The 16785-nt window shown below is 71.3% G+C and carries 14 protein-coding genes; 4 read left to right on the forward strand and 10 right to left on the reverse strand.

The genetic code is table 11. The features are described 5' to 3' along the window. The first annotated feature begins 135 nt into the window (after positions 1–135). Positions 136–927 carry a hypothetical protein gene (locus C2L58_RS15910; protein WP_103338349.1) on the forward strand — a complete coding sequence of 264 codons (792 nt, stop codon included), beginning with the start codon at positions 136–138 and terminating at the stop codon, positions 925–927. A gap of 3 nt (positions 928–930) precedes the next feature. Here the strand turns inward: C2L58_RS15910 and pdxR are convergent, their stop codons facing one another. After that, a complete protein-coding gene (pdxR, locus tag C2L58_RS15915; protein ID WP_103338350.1) occupies positions 931–2331 on the reverse strand; it encodes a MocR-like pyridoxine biosynthesis transcription factor PdxR in 1401 nt (466 codons plus the stop codon). 47 nt (positions 2332–2378) lie between these two features. Here pdxR and C2L58_RS15920 point away from each other — a divergent pair, with 47 nt between their 5' ends. Both C2L58_RS15920 and C2L58_RS15925 read left to right on the forward strand, forming a co-directional pair. After that, positions 2379–2840 carry a carboxymuconolactone decarboxylase family protein gene (locus C2L58_RS15920; RefSeq protein WP_103338351.1) on the forward strand — a complete coding sequence of 154 codons (462 nt, stop codon included), beginning with the start codon at positions 2379–2381 and terminating at the stop codon, positions 2838–2840. After that, entirely contained in the window at positions 2837–4237 is a 1401-nt protein-coding gene (locus C2L58_RS15925) for an MFS transporter (RefSeq protein ID WP_103338352.1), read from the forward strand. The genes C2L58_RS15920 and C2L58_RS15925 overlap by 4 nt, the downstream gene beginning before the upstream one ends. Positions 4238–4352: 115 nt before the next feature. On the opposite strand, the gene C2L58_RS15930 is transcribed toward C2L58_RS15925, so the two are convergent. Further along, the gene (locus tag C2L58_RS15930; RefSeq protein WP_103338353.1) at positions 4353–5810 is read right to left on the reverse strand and encodes an MFS transporter; all 1458 of its coding nucleotides are present in this window, start codon (positions 5808–5810) and stop codon (positions 4353–4355) included. Between the two features lie 86 nt (positions 5811–5896). Between C2L58_RS15930 and C2L58_RS15935 the strand changes: the two genes are divergently transcribed. Then, positions 5897–6271, forward strand: a complete 375-nt coding sequence (locus C2L58_RS15935; RefSeq protein WP_103338458.1) for a MarR family winged helix-turn-helix transcriptional regulator — start codon at positions 5897–5899, stop codon at positions 6269–6271. Here C2L58_RS15935 and C2L58_RS15940 read toward each other — a convergent pair. The 8 genes from C2L58_RS15940 to glyA all read right to left on the reverse strand — a co-directional run bounded on the left by C2L58_RS15940 (position 6268) and on the right by glyA (position 16779). Beyond that, a complete protein-coding gene (locus C2L58_RS15940) occupies positions 6268–7611 on the reverse strand; it encodes a S1C family serine protease (protein WP_103338354.1) in 1344 nt (447 codons plus the stop codon). The genes C2L58_RS15935 and C2L58_RS15940 overlap by 4 nt on opposite strands. A gap of 94 nt (positions 7612–7705) precedes the next feature. Further along, positions 7706–10141, reverse strand: a complete 2436-nt coding sequence (locus C2L58_RS15945; protein WP_103338355.1) for a GcvT family protein — start codon at positions 10139–10141, stop codon at positions 7706–7708. Between the two features lie 9 nt (positions 10142–10150). Beyond that, positions 10151–10993 (reverse strand): formyltetrahydrofolate deformylase, encoded by an 843-nt coding sequence (purU, locus tag C2L58_RS15950; RefSeq protein WP_103338356.1) that lies wholly within the window; start codon positions 10991–10993, stop codon positions 10151–10153. Further along, entirely contained in the window at positions 10990–11460 is a 471-nt protein-coding gene (locus tag C2L58_RS15955) for a sarcosine oxidase subunit gamma (protein ID WP_103338357.1), read from the reverse strand. Before C2L58_RS15955 ends, purU begins: the two co-directional genes overlap by 4 nt. Then, a complete protein-coding gene (locus tag C2L58_RS15960; RefSeq protein WP_103338358.1) occupies positions 11450–14023 on the reverse strand; it encodes a 2Fe-2S iron-sulfur cluster-binding protein in 2574 nt (857 codons plus the stop codon). Before C2L58_RS15960 ends, C2L58_RS15955 begins: the two co-directional genes overlap by 11 nt. Next, positions 14020–14298, reverse strand: coding sequence for a sarcosine oxidase subunit delta (locus tag C2L58_RS15965; RefSeq protein ID WP_103338359.1), 279 nt, complete (start codon positions 14296–14298; stop codon positions 14020–14022). Before C2L58_RS15965 ends, C2L58_RS15960 begins: the two co-directional genes overlap by 4 nt. Positions 14299–14308: 10 nt before the next feature. Then, positions 14309–15520, reverse strand: coding sequence for a sarcosine oxidase subunit beta family protein (locus tag C2L58_RS15970; protein WP_103338360.1), 1212 nt, complete (start codon positions 15518–15520; stop codon positions 14309–14311). Beyond that, a complete protein-coding gene (glyA, locus tag C2L58_RS15975; RefSeq protein WP_103338361.1) occupies positions 15517–16779 on the reverse strand; it encodes a serine hydroxymethyltransferase in 1263 nt (420 codons plus the stop codon). Before glyA ends, C2L58_RS15970 begins: the two co-directional genes overlap by 4 nt. Between the last annotated feature and the right edge of the window lie 6 nt (positions 16780–16785).

Consider the following 16785-nt stretch of genomic DNA (forward strand, 5'->3'; position numbering starts at 1 on the left):
TTTGGTGATTCACCCTACGGTGTCGCGCTTTTCGCTTGACGACCATCCCACGCGGGTAATTGCACGATGACGGCTCGTGAAAACGATTTCGCCGTCCTTTCCCCGGCGATACGGCACCGAACGGAGGCCGGACCCGTGCGCACGATGTACGACGCGGTGACGGCCGCGAACATCCCCGCGGACGCCCGGATGGTCGCGGGCTACATCGACCGGATCAAGCTGCCCCCGTGGACGGCGGCGGACTGGGCGCGGTTCCCCCAAGCGGTCAAGGTCACCATCGTCAAGAAGGCGGGCACGAACGACGGCCACGTCCTCGACGTCGAGCCCGGCGACGCCACCCCGGCCGAGGCGCCGGGCTGGGTCCGGATGCGCCGCGCGGCGGGCGTGGACCCGACGGTCTACTGCAACCTTTCGACCTGGCCATCGGTGCGGGCGGCGTTCTCCGCCGCGGGCGTCGCCGAGCCGCACTACTGGATCGCCCACTACGACGGCGATCCCGCCATCCCCGCCGGCGCGGTCGCCAAGCAGTACCGCGGGAACGTCGCCCCGGGCTACGACGTGTCGTCCGTCGCCGACTACTGGCCCGGAGTGGACGGCCCTTCGAGTGGAGTGGAGATCATGGAGCGCATCACCGTCACCCCGCCGAACGCCGCGGAGAACGCGGTGCGGGTCTTCCTGTCCGGCAGCCCAGCGGCGGCGGTCATCATCCGCCCCCGCCTCGGCGGCGACGGCTTCGCGAACCCGATGTGGGTGGGCGACATCTACGCCTGGGGCAGCGACCACCAGGGAGTCGGCCACAACCCCACCCAGACGGGCGGGTACGACTCGAAGCTGACTTCCCACCGGCGCTACGACCTGCCGGGCGCGGTGTGGGCCGACATCAACTACAGCGCGGCCGAGCCTTTTGAGATCGACATCGTCGGGTAGGTGTCAGGCGGGCGGCAGCGCACGGCACAGCGCATCGAGAGCCGCGGGGTAAGCGTGTTCCGGCGGGGTCGCGTAGCCGACAACCAGCCCGTCCATTGTGGACATCGTGCTGTCCGGGTGCCGGAACGCCGCCAGGCCGTCCAGGGCCAGTCCCTGCCAGGCCGCCGCCTTCAGTGCGGCCTTCTCGGTGCCCGGCGGGAGCCGCAGCACGGCGTGCAGGCCCGCCGCGATGCCCGTCGGTGTCACGTGGGGTGCCCGCTCGGCGAGGGCCGCCACCAGCTGGTCGCGCCGGTGGCGGTAGCGCTGGCGCATCCGGCGGATGTGCCGGTCGTACGCGCCGGACGTCAGGAACTCGGCCAGGGTGAGCTGGTCCAGCACGCCCGCCCACGCCTCGCGCTCGCCCTTCACCGCGAGCACCGGGTCGACGAGGTGCGCGGGCAGCACCAGCCAGCCCAGGCGCACGGCGGGCGAGAGGCTCTTGCTGACCGAACCGGCGTAGACGACGTGCTCGGGGTCGAGGCCCTGGACCGCGCCGACCGGCTTGCGGTCGTAGCGGAATTCCCCGTCGTAGTCGTCCTCGATGAGCACGCCGCCGGTTGCGCGGACGTGCCCGATGACCGCGGTGCGGCGGTCGTGGTGCAGCGGGCCGCCGGTCGGGAACTGGTGCGCCGGCGTCAGCAGCACCGCCGGGACGTCGAGGTCTTCGACGCGCGCGCCGTGTTCGTCCAGGGCCAGCGGGATCGTCGGCACGCCGGCGGCGGCGAAGATCGAGCGGTGGAACGCGAGGCCGTAGGACTCGACGGCGAGCGGTCCCCGCAGCACGGCCGGGAACAGCAGCCGCAGGGCGTGGGCGAACCCCGAGCACACGACGATCCGCTCCGGTGACGTCCGCACGCCACGGGCCCGCGCGAGGTACTGGGCCAGTGCGGTCCGCAGTTCCGGGCGGCCGCGCGGGTCGCCGGGGCCGAAGGCGTCGTGCGGGGCCACGTTGAGCGCGCGGCGCGCGGCGGCGAGCCACTCGGTGCGCGGGAACGACGTCGCGTCCGGCTGGCCCTGCCGGAGGTGGTACGCCGGTTTCGGTGCCGGTGGCGTCCGCGCCGGTGCCCGGACCGGCTTGAGGGGTTCGGCGCGCTCGGCGACGCGGGTGCCGGAGCCCTGGACGGCGGTGAGCCAGCCTTCGGCGACCAGCTCGGCGTAGGCGTCGGCGACGGTGTTGCGGGCCAGGCCGAGGTCGGCGGCCAGCGACCGGTAGGGCGGCAGCCGGGTGCCCGGGGCGAGCCGCCCGGCGCGGACGGCGTCCCGCAGGGCGGCGATGAGCGCGGCCCGCTTGCCGCCGGGTCCGGTCAGCTCCAGGTGCAGGTCGGCGCCGAGCCGCTCCCCCGAATTGACCCACGCTTTTGCCATGGAAATGCACCCTACACGGAGGTCAAACCGGCCCTAGATTTCTGGTCATGACGAACTCCCGCATCAACTTCGCCAAGACCGCCCCGAAGGCCTTCAAGGCCCTGATCGGCTTCGACGCCGCCGCCCGCGCCGGGCTCGACCCCGCACTGGTCGAGCTGGTCCAGATCCGCGCGTCGCAGCTCAACCGCTGCGCGTACTGCCTGCACATGCACACCTCGGACGCCCGCAAGGCCGGCGAGAGCGAGGAGCGGCTGCACATGGTCGCCGTGTGGCACGAGGCCGGGCACTTCTTCAGCGAGAAGGAGCGGGCCGCGCTGGCGCTGACCGAAGCGGTCACGCTCATCCACGAAGGCGGCGTCCCCGACGACGTCTACGCCGGGGCGCTCGAACAGTTCGGCGAGGAAGAACTGGCCCAGCTGCTCGCGCTGATCTTCACCATCAACACGTGGAACCGCATCGCCATCACCACGGCGAAGGTGCCGGGCACCGACGAGCGAGTGGCCCGATGAGCCGCCGCCCGGGCGCGGTGCTGGCCCTGCTGGCCTTCGCGCAGCTGATCATGTCCCTCGACTACAACATCGTCTACGTGGCCCTGCCGGACATCGGCCGTGACCTCGGGTTCGGCGCCCAGAGCCTGCAGTGGGTGGTGAGCGCCTACGCCGTGGCCTTCGGCGGGGCGCTCCTGCTGGGCGGGCGGGCCTGCGACCTGTTCGGCCCGCGCCGGGTCTTCGCACTGGGGTGCGCGCTCTACGCGGGTTCGTCGCTGGCCGGCGGGCTGGCCGGGGACCCCGGCCTGCTCGTCGCGGCCCGCGCCGGCCAGGGCCTGGGCGGCGCGCTGCTCTTCCCGGCGACGCTGACGCTGGTCAGCACGTCGTTCGCGGCCGGTCGCGAACGCAACCGCGCGTTCGCCGTGTGGGGTACGGCGGGCGGCAGCGGCATGATCCTCGGCTCGCTGCTGGGCGGGGTGCTGACGCAGGCGTTCGGCTGGGCGGCGGTGTTCTTCGTGAACGTCCCGCTGGCCGCGGCCGCCGCGGCGCTCGCCTTCCCGCTCCTGGCCAAGGACCCCGCCCGGGAGCCCGGCCGCCGGTTCGACCTCGCCGGCGCCCTGACGGCGACCCTCGGCACGACGCTGGTGGTGTTCGCCCTGGTCGAAGGCCCGGAGCTGGGCTGGACATCGGCCGTGGTCCTCGGCACGGCGGCGGCGGGGCTCGCGCTGCTGGCCGCGTTCGCGGCGATCGAACGCCGGGGCCGCGACCCGCTGCTGCCGCCGCGGCTGCTGCGCGACCGCAACCTCGGCACCGGCGTGGTGGTGACGTTCCTCTACATGGGCACGTTCGGCACGCTGCTGTACTTCCTGACCGGGTACTTCCAGGGCGTGCACGGCTACGGCGCACTGGCGACGGGACTGGCGTTCGGCGTGCCGATGGTGGCGATCGCGGCCGGCTCCCAGGCCGCGGGCCGGCTGGCGACCCGCTACGGAACCCGCGCGACACTGGTGGGTTCCCTGGTCGTCGGCGGCGCCGGGGCGGTGGCGCTCGGGCTGTCGATGACGCTGGACGCGTCCTACCTGGCGCTGGTGCCGGCCCTGGTCGTGCTGGGCCTGGGCCAGGGCGCGGGCTACACGCTGATGTTCGGCGCGGCGGCGGCCGGGATCCCGGCGGCCGACCAGGGAGTGGCGTCCGGAGTGGCGTCGACGGCCCAGCAGGTCGGCGGCTCGGTGGGCTTGGCGGTGTTCGTCGCGGTGGCGAACGCCGGCACGCACGGGCGGTCGGGCGAGGCGCTCCGAGTGGCCACAGTGGACGGTCTGCGTACGGCGGTGCTGCTGGCGGCGGCCGGGATCGCGGTGACGGCGGTGGCGGCCCTGCGCTTCCACGGGCCGCGGCGAGCGGTGGCCGTCCCAGCCTGAGCAGCCCCCGATTTCCACGCCAGCGGAGGGCACCGACGGATTCCGGCGCCGCTCGGACGCGGGAGGACCACCATCCCCGACGATGGTGGTCCTTCCGCGTTCCCGATCAGCCGGCTCAGTCCGCGAGAGCGAGCAGATCTTCCTCGACGACCGGTTCCTCGACCGTCCGCTTCCGGGCGACCAGGCCGCTCGCCGCGACCAGCAGGCCCAGCACCGCGATCCCGGTGACCACGGTCAACGCCGGCGTCAGGCCGGTCAGCAGGGCCGCCGGTGAAGCCTCGCGGCCGCCGTTGGCGGTCAGGACCGCCGTCACCACCGCCAGGCCGATCGCCCCGCCCACCTGCAGTGACGTGTTCAGCAGGCCGCCGGCCAGGCCCTGCTCGTTGTCCGAGACGCCCGCCGTGGCCTGGATGTTGAGCGACGAGAACGCCAGCGTGAAGCCGATGCCGAGCAGGATCATGCTCGGCAGCACGCTGCCCGCGTAACCGGAGTGCTCGTCGATGCGCAGGAACAGCGCGTAGCCGATGACGTGCGCGACCACGCCCGCGAAGATCGTGCGGGGCGTGCCCAGCCGGTCGATCAGCGGCTCGATGCGCGGGGAACCGAACGCCACGATCAGCGCCGCCGGCAGGAAGCCCAGCGCCGTCTGCAACGCCGACCAGCCCAGCACCCGCTGCAGGTACAGCATCACGACGAACTGGAAGCCGATGTACGCGCCGAAGAACAGCGCACCGCCGAGGTTGGCCCGGGCCAGCGGGCCGGACTTCAGGATGCCCAGGCGCAGCAACGGGTGGCGGCTGCGCTTTTCGATGACCACGAACGTCACCAGCAGCGCCAGCGCGACGGCGAACGTGATCAGCGTGCGCGGGGCGGCCCAGCCGACCTCCGGCGCCTCGACCACGCCGAACACCAGCAGCAGCGAACCGGCCGCGCCGGTGATGGCGCCCGGGAAGTCGTAGCCGCCGCCGGTTTCGGCGCGGTACGACGGGATCAGCTTCCACGCGGCGACCAGGGCCACCAAGGCGATCGGCGCGGGCAGCAGGAACGTCCAGCGCCAGCCGACCTCGGTCAGCAGGCCGGAGAACACGAGACCGGCCGAGTAGCCGCTGGCGCCGAACACGGCGAAGATGCTGATCGCCTTGTTGCGGGCCGGGCCCTCGTGGAACGTCGTGGTGATGATGGACAACGCGGCCGGCGCCGTGAACGCGGCGGCCAGGCCCTTGATGAACCGGCTCGCGATGAGCAGCGCGCCGTCGTCGACGAGGCCGCCGAGCAGGGAGGCCAGCGCGAAGATCGCGACGGCGACGAGGAACACGCGGCGGCGGCCGAGCAGGTCGGCGGTGCGGCCGCCGAGCAGCAGCAGCCCGCCGTAGCCGAGCACGTAGCCGCTGACGACCCATTGCAGCGCGTTGGTGGACAGGCCGAGGTCGGCCTGGATGGCCGGGAGCGCGACCCCGACCATCGACACGTCGAGCGCGTCGAGGCCGATGACGATCGAGACAGTGAGCAGGACACCCCAGAGACGTGCGTCCCACCGGGTCGAGGTGGTGGACAAAGACACGGAAGAACTCATGGCGGCGACATTACATGCACGCGCATCTAATGTCCAAGCATTTAATGTGTTTGCATCTGATGTCCGTGCATGCTAAGTTGGTCGCCGTGAGCGACGTCGCCGAGAAGGAACTGGTCCAGGAGTGGCACGAGCTGCTGGCCCGCTACTCGGCCGTGTTCAGCGCGCTGGAGTGCCGCCTGCAGGAGCGCCACGGCATCGGCGCGAACGAGTTCGAAGCCCTGGAGCGGGTCGCGACCGGCGACTCCAAGTGCCGGTCGGCCGACCTCACCGAGGCCATCCACCTCAGCCAGAGCGCCACGTCCCGGCTGGTCGCCCGCCTGGAGAAGGAGGGCCTGGTCGAGCGCGCGTTGTGCGAGGTGGACCGGCGCGGCATCTTCGTCACGATCACCGAGGCCGGCCGGGAGAAGTACCTCGCGGCCAAGCAAACCCACCGCGAAGTGCTGCGGGAAACCCTGCGCTAGCCGACCGGGCCTTCGATCGCCTTGACCTGGAGCTGCCGCTGACCGCCGGCGGCGCTGGTCACGGTCAGCGTCAGCTGGTCACCCGGGTGGTGGGTGTCCATGACGTTCGTCAACGCCGTCGCCGAGCCGGTCGGCTTGCCGTCGATCGCCGTGATCACGTCGCCCGCCGCGAGGCCCGCCTTCTGCGCCGGCCCGCGCTGGACGACCTCGCGGACCTTGGCGCCACCCTGGCCGTCGGTCACCGAGACCCCCATGAACGCCGTCTTGCCGATGTGGATCTTGTCGGACGCCTGCCCGGCGACGATCTTGTGGGCGATGTCGACGGCCTGGTTGATCGGGATGGCGAAGCCCTGGCCGGCCCCGCCGCTGCGGCGCCCGTTCAGCTGGTAGCCGGTGGACGCGGCGGTGTCGACGCCGATGACCTGGGCGTCCGCGTTGACGAGCGGGCCGCCGGAGTCCCCCGACTCGATGTTCGCCCGGACCTGGATGAGCCCGGTCAGCTGCTCGGACGACCCGCTGGACTCGTCCGAGGCGGTGATCGACTGGTCCAGCGCCGTCACCGTGCCCGGCGCGGGCACCGGGTCGCCACCGCGGCCGCCGGCGTTGCCCAGCCCGAGGATCTGGTCGCCGACCTGCACCTTGGCCGAATCGCCGATGGTCGCGGTGGGCAGCCCGGACGCGTCCTGCAGCTGCAGGACCGCGATGTCCTCGGTGCGGTCGTAGCCGACGACTTCGGCCTTGTAGGTGTCGCCGGTGCCGATGCTGGTGACCTTGATGCTGGTCGCGCCCGCGACGACGTGGTTGTTGGTCAGCACCTCGCCGTCGGCGGTGAGCACGATGCCGGTGCCCGCCGCGGCCGCGCCCTGCAGGCCGAGCTCGGTGTTGATGTTCACGATGGCCGGGTTGACCTTGGCCGCCACGGCGTCGGGGTCGAGCACCGTCTTGGCCGCGCTCGGCTGCCCGGAGAAGCCGAAGTTCTGGTTGCCGCCCGCGGTGGGCGCGTTCACCCCCGAGATCAGGTGCCCGATCCCGAGCCCGGCGACCACGGCCAGCGCGATCGCGACGATCGCCACCGTCAGCGCGCGCAGCGGATGCCGCCGGCGCGGCGGTGGCTGGTAGGCGGGCTGCGGGTAGGAGTAGATCGGCTGCGTGTACGGCGGGTACGGGCGGCCCCACTGGTCACGGGGCTGGTCGTATTGCTGCTGGTCGTATTGCTGCTGGTGGTAGCCCTGGTCCTGCGGGTAGCCGTTCTGGCCGTAGTAGTCCGGCGAGTACCCACCCTGGCCGTAGCCGTACGGGTACTCGCCGCCGCCCCGCGGTCCTCGGTCGTACTCGCTCATGCACAGCTCCAGCTCTCGACAAGCCTCCGGCTCGTCCCAGCTAACGCCTCCTTCCTGAGAATTTCCTGTCGCGCTTCCGTGGACTTGCTGTGGATTACCGCCGGATCCGTTCCATGCCGGGGTCGACCAGCGGCTCGGCGGCCACGGTGGCCGCGACCCGGCGGCCGAAGTACTCGATCTCCACGCCGCTGCCGATGTCCGCCGACGCCGGGAGCCACGCGTAGGCGATCGGCCGCCCGGCGGTGTACCCGTACGCGGCACTCGTGACATAACCCGAAGCCACGCCGTCGACGAACACCGGTTCCTTGCCCAGCAGGACCGTGCGGCCGTCGTCGATCGTCAGGCACCGCAGCCGCCGCGACGCCGTCTCCTCGCTCCGGCCTTCGATCGCGTCCCGCCCCAGGAAGTCGCCCTTCGCGGGACGCACGGCGAAGGCCAGCCCGGCCTCGTACGGGTCGTGCTCGGTGGTCATGTCCGTCCCCCACAGCCGGTAGCCCTTCTCCAGCCGCAGGCTGTTGAACGCCGCCCGCCCGGCCGCGATGACCCCCAGCGGCTGCCCGGCCGCCCACAGCGCGTCCCACAGCCGGAGGCCGTGGTCCGCGCTCGTGTAGATCTCCCAGCCCAGTTCGCCCACATAGGACAGTCGCATCGCGACCACCGGCACCCCGGCGATCCGCGCCTTGCGGGCCCGGAAGTACTTGAGCCCCTGGTGCGAAAAGTCCTCCTGCGAGAGCGGCTGCACGAGGTCACGGGCGAGCGGTCCCCAGACGCCGATGCAGCACGTGCCGCCGGTGGTGTCCCGGACCTGGACACCCGGCGGCGCGTGCTTGACGAAGTGGTCGACGTCGATGGTCCCGTTGATCCCGACCTGGAACACCTCGGGCTCGAGCCGCGCGACCGTGACGTCACTGCGCACGCCGCCGGCGGAGTCGAGCATCAGCGTGTACGTCACCGAACCGACCGACTTGTCCAGCTGGTTGGTGGTGAGCGACTGCAGGAACGCCAGCGACCCGGGCCCGCTGATCTCCACGCGCTTCAACGGCGTCATGTCGTACAGCGCGACGCCGTTGCGCGTGTGCCACGCCTCGGCCGCGGCGATCGGCGAGTGGAACTGCGCCGACCAGGCGTCCCGCGCCGGCGGCAGCCATTCGTGCGGCAGCTTCTTCAGCAGCGGTGCGTTGGCCTCGAACCAGTGCGGCCGCTCCCAGCCCACCGCCTCCAGGAACACCGCGCCCAGCTCGCGCTGACGCGCGTGGAACGGCGTCACCCGCAGGTCACGCGGGGACAGCTTGGGCTGCAACGGGTGCAGGATGTCGTACACCTCGACGAAGTTCTGCTGCGCCGTCTCGCTCACGTACGAAGGCGCGAGCTGTACCTCTTCGAAACGGTGGACGTCGATGTCGTGGGTGTCCACTTCGGAATGCCCGTCGACGAGCAGTTCGGCCACCGCCTTCGCGATGCCCGCGGAGTGCGTCACCCAGATCGCCTCGGCCAGCCAGAACCCGCGGACGTCGGCCGACTCGCCGACCAGCGACTGGCCGTCCGGGGTGAAGGAGAAGATCCCGTTGAAGCCCTCTTCGACCTTCGTCTGCCGCAACGCGGGCAGCAGCAGCCGGCTCTGTTCCCATGACGGCGCGAAGTCGTCCTCCGTGAAGGGCAGCATGGACGGCATGGCCGTCTCGGTCACCGAAGGATCCAAAGTGGACTCTTCGACCGGCATCGGGCGGTGGGCGTAGGAGCCGATGCCGAGCCGGTCGACGTGCTCGCGGAAGTACAGGTCCTGGTCCTGGTGACGCAGGATGGGAAGGCTCGCCTCGACCTCGTCGGTGTTGCGGCCGACGAGTTCCGCGACCTGCCCGGTCTTCGCGTACTGGTGGGCCAGCGGCAGCAGCGGGACGTCCATGCCCACCATCGCGCCGATCTCGCGGCCCCAGAACCCGGCGCACGACACGACGACGTCGGCCGGGAAGTCGCCCTGGTCGGTCCGGACGCCGGTGACGCGGCCACCGTCGGACAGCACGTCGGTGACCCGCGTCGAGCCGATGAACTTCGCGCCGCGCGAACCCGCCCGCTCGGCCAGCACCCCGGCGGCCTTGGCGGCCCGCGCGAGCCCGTCGGTCGGGACGTGCAGCGCGCCGAAGATCCGCGAGCCGTCCAGGAGCGGCCAGCGATCGACGCATTCGGAAGCGTCGATCAGCGACCCTTCGACGCCCCACGAGGTCGCCCAGCCGTGCTTGCGCCTGAGGTCCTCCCAGCGGGCCGGGGTGGTGGCCACCTCCATGCCGCCGACCTGGAGGAAGCAGTCCAGGGCCAGCATCTTCTCGACGGTGTACTTCGCGAAGTCCGTCATGGCCTTGGACGCGTTGGTCTGGAACACCAGGCCGGGCGCGTGCGAGGTGGACCCGCCGGTGCGCGGCAGCGGGCCCCGGTCGAGCACGGTGACGTCGATCCAGCCGCGGGCGGTCAGCTCGTCGGCGAGGTTCGCGCCGACGATGCCGGCGCCGATGATGACTACTCGCGGTGCGGTCATGGCGGGCTCCTAACGGAAGACGACGGTGCTGTTGCCGTTGAGCAGGACGCGGCGTTCGCAGTGCCAGCGCACCGCGCGGGAGAGGGCGAGGGCTTCGGCGTCGCGGCCGACGGTCACCAGCTCGCGCGGCGAGTACGTGTGGTCGACGCGCTGCACTTCCTGCTCGATGATCGGGCCCTCGTCGAGGTCGGGGGTGACGTAGTGCGCGGTCGCGCCGACGTACTTCACGCCCCGGTCGTAGGCCTGGTGGTAGGGCTTGGCGCCCTTGAACCCGGGCAGGAACGAGTGGTGGATGTTGATCGCGCGGCCTTCGAGCTTCTGGCACAGCTCGTTCGACAGCACCTGCATGTACCGGGCGAGCACGACGAGGTCGGCCTCGTACTCGCCGACGAGGTCGAGCAGCCGCTGCTCGGCCTCGGGCTTGGTGTCGGGTGCGACCGGGACGTGCACGAAGGGCACACCGGCCGCCTCGGCCATCGGCCGCAGGTCCTCGTGATTGGACACGACCACGGCGATCTCCGCGCCCAGGCCGCCCGCACGCCAGCGGAAGAGCAGGTCGTTGAGGCAGTGCCCGAACTTCGACACCATGACGAGGATCCGCGGCGGCGTCCCGTCGGAGAAGCCGAACTCCATGCCGAAGTCGCCGGCCACCGGGGCGAACGCGCGGGTCAGATCGTCCACTGTGGTCTGTTCGCTGCGGGTGAAGGACGTGCGCAGGAACAGCGAGCCGCGGACGTCGTCGTCGAACTGCTGGTGCTCGACGATGTCGCAGCCCTGCCCGACCAGGAACGTCGTGACGGCGTGCACGATGCCCGAGCGTTCCGGGCACTTGAGCGTCAGGGTGAAGGTCACGAGACGTACTCCAGGCTCGCGTCGGCCAGCCAGGCCGTGAAGTAGTCCGAAAAGGACTGGCGCACCAGGACCGTGAAGCCCTCTTCCCGGACCATCAGCACGATCCCGGTCCGCGCCAGCAACGTCTGGACGCACGTTCCCGGCGGCGACACCTCCAGGTCGATCGAGCATCCGTGCGCCAGCACATCGGCCGCATGCGACCCGGTGAGCCGGAAGACGTTGCGCTGCGCCGAGACGTCGGTGACGGCCGCCGCGCCCTCGTCCCGCAGCGCGGCTTCCAGCTCGGCCTGGCGGCCGGGTCCGGCGAGCACGAGGTACTCGTCGGGGCCCATCCAGAGGATGTCGACGCCGCTGCCGCTGGTGAAGGTGCACGGTCCGGGCAGGTCGGCGCCGAGCAGGCTGCGCCCCTCGCGGAGGCGGACGGTGAGCTGGGTGCGGAACGGTTCGTGGACCGCGTCAACCGTCACGGCGGGCTCCTTCCTTGTCGAAGAGCACGGATTCGGTCACGGTCACCGGCACCACCCGGTCCCCGACCGGCACGTAGAGCGTCTCGCCGATGCGCTCGCGGCCCGAGCGCACCAGGGCCAGCGCGAAAGTGCGGCCGAGGGCGGCGCTGTCGTAGCTGGAGGTGACGTGGCCGAGCATCCGCACCGGCGGTTCCGGCACTGTCTCCGATTCGATGATCTGCGACCCTTCCGGCAGCAGAATCGACGGATCCACGGGCAGCAGGCCGACGAACTGCTTGCGGTCCGGCCGGTTGTTCTCGGCGCGGGCGAAGCTGCGCTTGCCGATGAAGTCGGCCTTCTTCTTCGACACCGCCCACGACAGGCCGAGGTCCTGCGGGGTGACCGTGCCGTCGGTGTCCTGGCCGATGATCGGGTAGCCCTTCTCGGCGCGCAGGACGTGCATGGTCTCGGTGCCGTACGGCGTGGCGCCTTGATCCACTATGGACTGCCAGAGCGCGAGACCGTGCCACGAAGGCACGTTGATCTCGTACGCCAGCTCGCCGGAGAAGCTGATCCGGCAGACCCGCGCCGCGAGCCCGGCGACTTCGGCGTCCTGCCAGGTCATGAACCCGAAGGCCTCGTTGGACACGTCGAGATCCGGCGCCAGGCGGCCGAGGACTTCCCGCGAGCGCGGTCCGACCAGCGGGATCGTGGTCCAGTGCTCGGTGACCGACGTCGCGAAAACACGCAGGTGCGGCCATTCCGTCTGGAGCCACTCCTCCATCCACTCGAGGATCTTCGCCGCGTTGCCGGTGGTCGTGGTGACCAGGAACCGCTCCTCGCCGACGCGGATCACCGTCCCGTCGTCGATCACCATGCCGTCGATGCCGCACATCACGCCGTAGCGGATCCGGCCGACCTTGAGGGTGCTCATCATGTTCGTGTAGAGCATGTCGAGGAACCAGCCGGCGTCCGGGCCCTGGACGTCGATCTTGCCCAGCGTGGACCCGTCCATGAGGGCGACGTCGGTGCGGGCCGCGTGGCATTCGCGCCGGACGGCCTCGGCCATCGACTCGCCGGGCCGCGGGTAGTACCACGGCCGCTTCCACTGGCCGACGTTCTCGAACTCGGCGCCGTGCTCGACGTGCCACGGGTGGATCGTCGTGACGCGCACGGGGTCGTGCAGCTCACCGCGGTCCCGCCCGGCGAGTGCGGCGAACGAGACCGGGGTGTACGGCGGCCGGAACGTCGTCGGGCGCTGGGTCGCCAAGTCGGCACCGAGGGCTTCGGCGGTGATACCCGCCGCGAGCATGCCGGACGTCCTGCCTTGGTCGTGTGCGGTGCCGATGGTCGTGTAGCGCTTGATGTGCTCCAGTGAGCGCAGCCCGGCGCCGGTGGCGCGCAGGACGTCGGACACGGTGGCGTCGCGCTGCTGGTCCACGAACCGGGTGTCCACTTCGGATTCGGGCGCGGGCACCTGCCAGAGGATCTTCGACTCCGGCAGGCCTTCACCCGCGGCCGCGCCCACGACGCGCACCGTCGGCAGGTCACCGTCCGGGACGTACGCGCCCAGCTCGCCCGCGTACCGGAGCTTGCCGCGGGCCTGGCTGAACAGGTGCACCGCCGGGTTCCAGCCGCCGGACACGAGCAGCAGGTCGCACTCGACCCGCTCACCACGCGTCTCGCCGAGTTTCGCGACGTGCGCGGCAGTGATGTGCTCGTCGCCGTCGGTGCCGATGATGCCGTAGCCCTCACGGGCATCGACGATCCGCACGATCTCGGCCCCGGCGTCGGCCAGTTCGGCGGCGGCGTCGTACGCGGAATCGTTGGTGGTGAACACGACCACGCGCTGCCGGGCGAGCACGCCGTAGCGGTTCAGGTACGTGCGGGCGGCCGAGGCGAGCATGATGCCGGGACGGTCGTTGTCCGGGAACACGATCGGCCGCTCGTGGGCGCCGGTCGCGATGACGATCCGCTTCGCCCGGATCCGCCAAACGCGCTGCCGCGAGATGCGTTCGGGAGCGGCGGGCTCGCCCCGGCGTTCCAGGGCCAGCACGAACCCGTCGTCGTAGACCCCGAACGCCGTGGTGCGCGAGAGGAACCGGACGCCCTCGGGAGCTTCGCCGCCGGGCTGGTCGTCCACGAGCAGGACCCGGCCGGACGCGGCGGCCGCGGCGGCCCGCCCGGCGGGACCGGCACCGACGACCAGGACGTCGCAGTGGGCGTGCTTGGCGTCGTAGCGAGCCGGGTCCGGTTCGGCGGCGAGGCGGCCTTGGCCGGACAGCCCGCGAGCGACGAGGCCGTCGTACAACTCGACCGTCGTCGCGCTCAGCATCGGCTCCGGAAACGGCGCTTCGATCTGCACCAGCGCGTTCGAGTCCTCGACGCCGGCGCCGGCGATGCCGCGCGGCCGGCCGTACTTGATGCTGGTCGCGACCCGGTGGATGCCGTTGGCCAGCAACGCGGACGCCAGGGTGTCGCCGAGGAAACCGGTCAGCTCGCGGCCGTCGAAGGTGAACTTGAGCGGAGAGCCGCGGCCGCCGACGCCGCTGAGGCGGCCGTCCCCGTTATACAGTCGGGTCATGAGATCACCGGCCTGGGCTCGTCGAGGCGGTAGACCGCCTGCAGGTCGTGGGTGCGCGTGTCGCGGACGGCGTTGAACCACCGGCGGCACCCCGCGGAGTGGCTCCAGCGCTCGGCGAACGGGCCACTCGGGTTGTCGCGGAAGAAGACGAACTTCGCCCACTCTTCGTCCGACATCGCCGACGGGTCGGCCGGGTAGGCGACGTGCGCCTGGCCGCCGTAGTGGAACTCGGCTTCCTCACGCGGCCCGCACCAGGGGCAGGGAATCAGTTGCATGTCAGAGCTCCTAATGCGCGACGGCGGCGGCGCCGTGCTCGTCGACGAGGGCGCCGGTGGTGAACCGGTCGAGGGCGAAGGGCTCGGCGTACTCGTGCGGCTTACCGCGCGCGATGGTCGCCGCAAAGACGTCCCCGACACCCGGCGTCGCCTTGAAGCCGCCGGTGCCCCAGCCGCAGTTGAGGAACAGGTTCTCCACCGGCGTGAGGCCGATGATCGGCGAGGCGTCCGGGCTGGTGTCGACGATGCCCGCCCACGTCCGCAGCAGGTGTGCCCGCGCGAACACCGGGAACAGCTCCAGCGCGGCGGCCATCTGCTGCTCGATGATGTGGAACGAACCGCGCTGGCCGTAGCCGTTGTAGCTGTCGATGCCGGCGCCCATCACGAGCTCGCCCTTGTGCGCCTGGGAAACGTAGACGTGCACGGCGTTCGACATGACGACCGTCGGGTGGATCGGCTCCAGCAGCTCGGACACCAGTGCCTGCAGCGGGTGCGACGTCAGCGGCAGGTCCAGGCCCACCATCTTCGCCAGCACCGACGTGTGGCCGGCCGCGCACAGCCCCACCTTGCCCGCGGCGATCCGGCCCCGGGTCGTCTCGACGCCGGTGACCCGTCCGTCCACAGTGGATATGCCGGTGACCTCGCAGTTCTGGATGAGGTCGACACCCAGCGCGTGCGCGGCGCGAGCGAAACCCCAGGCCACGTAGTCGTGCTTCGCGATGCCCGCGCGCGGCTGGAAGGTCGCGCCGAGCACCGGGTAGCGGACGTCCGGCGCGGTGTTGACGATCGGGCAGATCTCCTTGACGCCGTCGGCGTCCACCCACTCGGCGTCGATGCCGTTCAGCTTGTTGGCCTCCACGCGGCGGACGCTGTCCCGGACGTCCTGCAGGCTGTGCGCCAGGTTGAGCACCCCGCGCTGGCTGAACAGGATCGGGTAGCCGAGGTCCTCCTCGAGCCCTTCCCACAGCTTGAGGGAGTGCTCGTAGATGCCGGAACTCTCGTCCCAGAGGTAGTTCGAGCGGATGATCGTGGTGTTGCGGGCCATGTTGCCGCCGGCGAGCCAGCCCTTCTCCAGCACGGCCACGTTGGTAATGCCCTGTTTGGCCAGGTAGTACGCCGTGGCGAGGCCGTGTCCACCGCCGCCGACCACGACGACGTCGTAGGCCTTCTTCGGCTCGGGGTTGTCCCAGAGGAAGTCCGGGTGGTCCGGCAGGTCGGTCATCGAGCCTCCTCCGAGGGGTACAGCGGGAACGCTTCGGCGAGCGCGGTCACGCGGGCCCGCAGCTTCTCGACGTCGTAGCCGGGCCGGAGCGCCTCGGCGATGACGTCGGCGGCCTCGCGGAACTCGGCGTCCCCGAAGCCGCGGGTGGCCGGCGCCGGGGTGCCGATGCGGAGACCGGACGTCACCATCGGCGGCCGCGGGTCGAACGGGACGGCGTTGCGGTTCACCGTGATGCCGACCTCGTGCAGCCGGTCTTCGGCCTGCTTACCGTCGAGTTCGGAGTTCCGCAGGTCGGCGAGCACCAGGTGGACGTCGGTGCCGCCGGTCAGCACGGAGATGTCCTCCTCGACGAGCAGCCGCTCGGCCAGGAGCTTCGCGCCGCGCAGCGTCCGCTGCTGGCGCTCGGCGAACTCGGGTTCGGAAGCCATCTTGAAGGCGACCGCTTTGGCCGCGATGACGTGTTCGAGCGGGCCACCCTGCTGACCGGGGAAGACGGCCGAGTTGACCTTCTTCGCGAGCGCCGGGTCGTCGGTGAGCACCACGCCGCCGCGCGGGCCGCCGAGGGTCTTGTGCGTGGTGGTCGTCGTGACGTGCGCGTGCGGCACCGGCGACGGGTGCAGGCCCGCGGCGACCAGCCCGGCGAAGTGCGCCATGTCGACCAGCAGGTACGCGCCGACCTCGTCGGCGATCTCGCGGAAGCGCGCGAAGTCGAGCTGCCGCGGGTAGGCCGACCAGCCGGCGATGACCAGCTTCGGCCGGTGCTCCTTCGCCAGCCGCTCGACCTCCGCCATGTCCACCCGATAGTCCTTTTCGGACACAACGTAGGTGGCGACGTCGTAGAGCAGCCCGGAGAAGTTGATCCGCATGCCGTGGGTCAGGTGGCCGCCGTGGGCCAGCGCCAGGCCGAGGATCTTGTCGCCGGGCTTGAGCAGCGCGGCCATGGCGGCGGCGTTGGCCTGGGCACCCGAGTGCGGCTGGACGTTGGCGAACCCGGCGCCGAAAAGCGCCTTGACCCGGTCGATGGCGAGCTGCTCGACGACGTCCACGTGCTCGCAGCCGCCGTAGTAGCGGCGGCCCGGGTACCCCTCGGCGTACTTGTTGGTGAGCACCGAGCCCTGGGCCTGCAGGACGGAGAGCGGCGCGAAGTTCTCGGAGGCGATCATCTCCAGCGTCGTCTGCTGCCGGCGCAGCTCGGCGCCGATCGCTTCGGCCACCGCCGGGTCGTAGTCGGCCAAGGAGCGGTTGAGCATCGAGGGCATCGGAAA

The organism is Amycolatopsis sp. CA-126428, from assembly GCF_002904335.1.
Lineage (GTDB): Bacteria > Actinomycetota > Actinomycetes > Mycobacteriales > Pseudonocardiaceae > Amycolatopsis.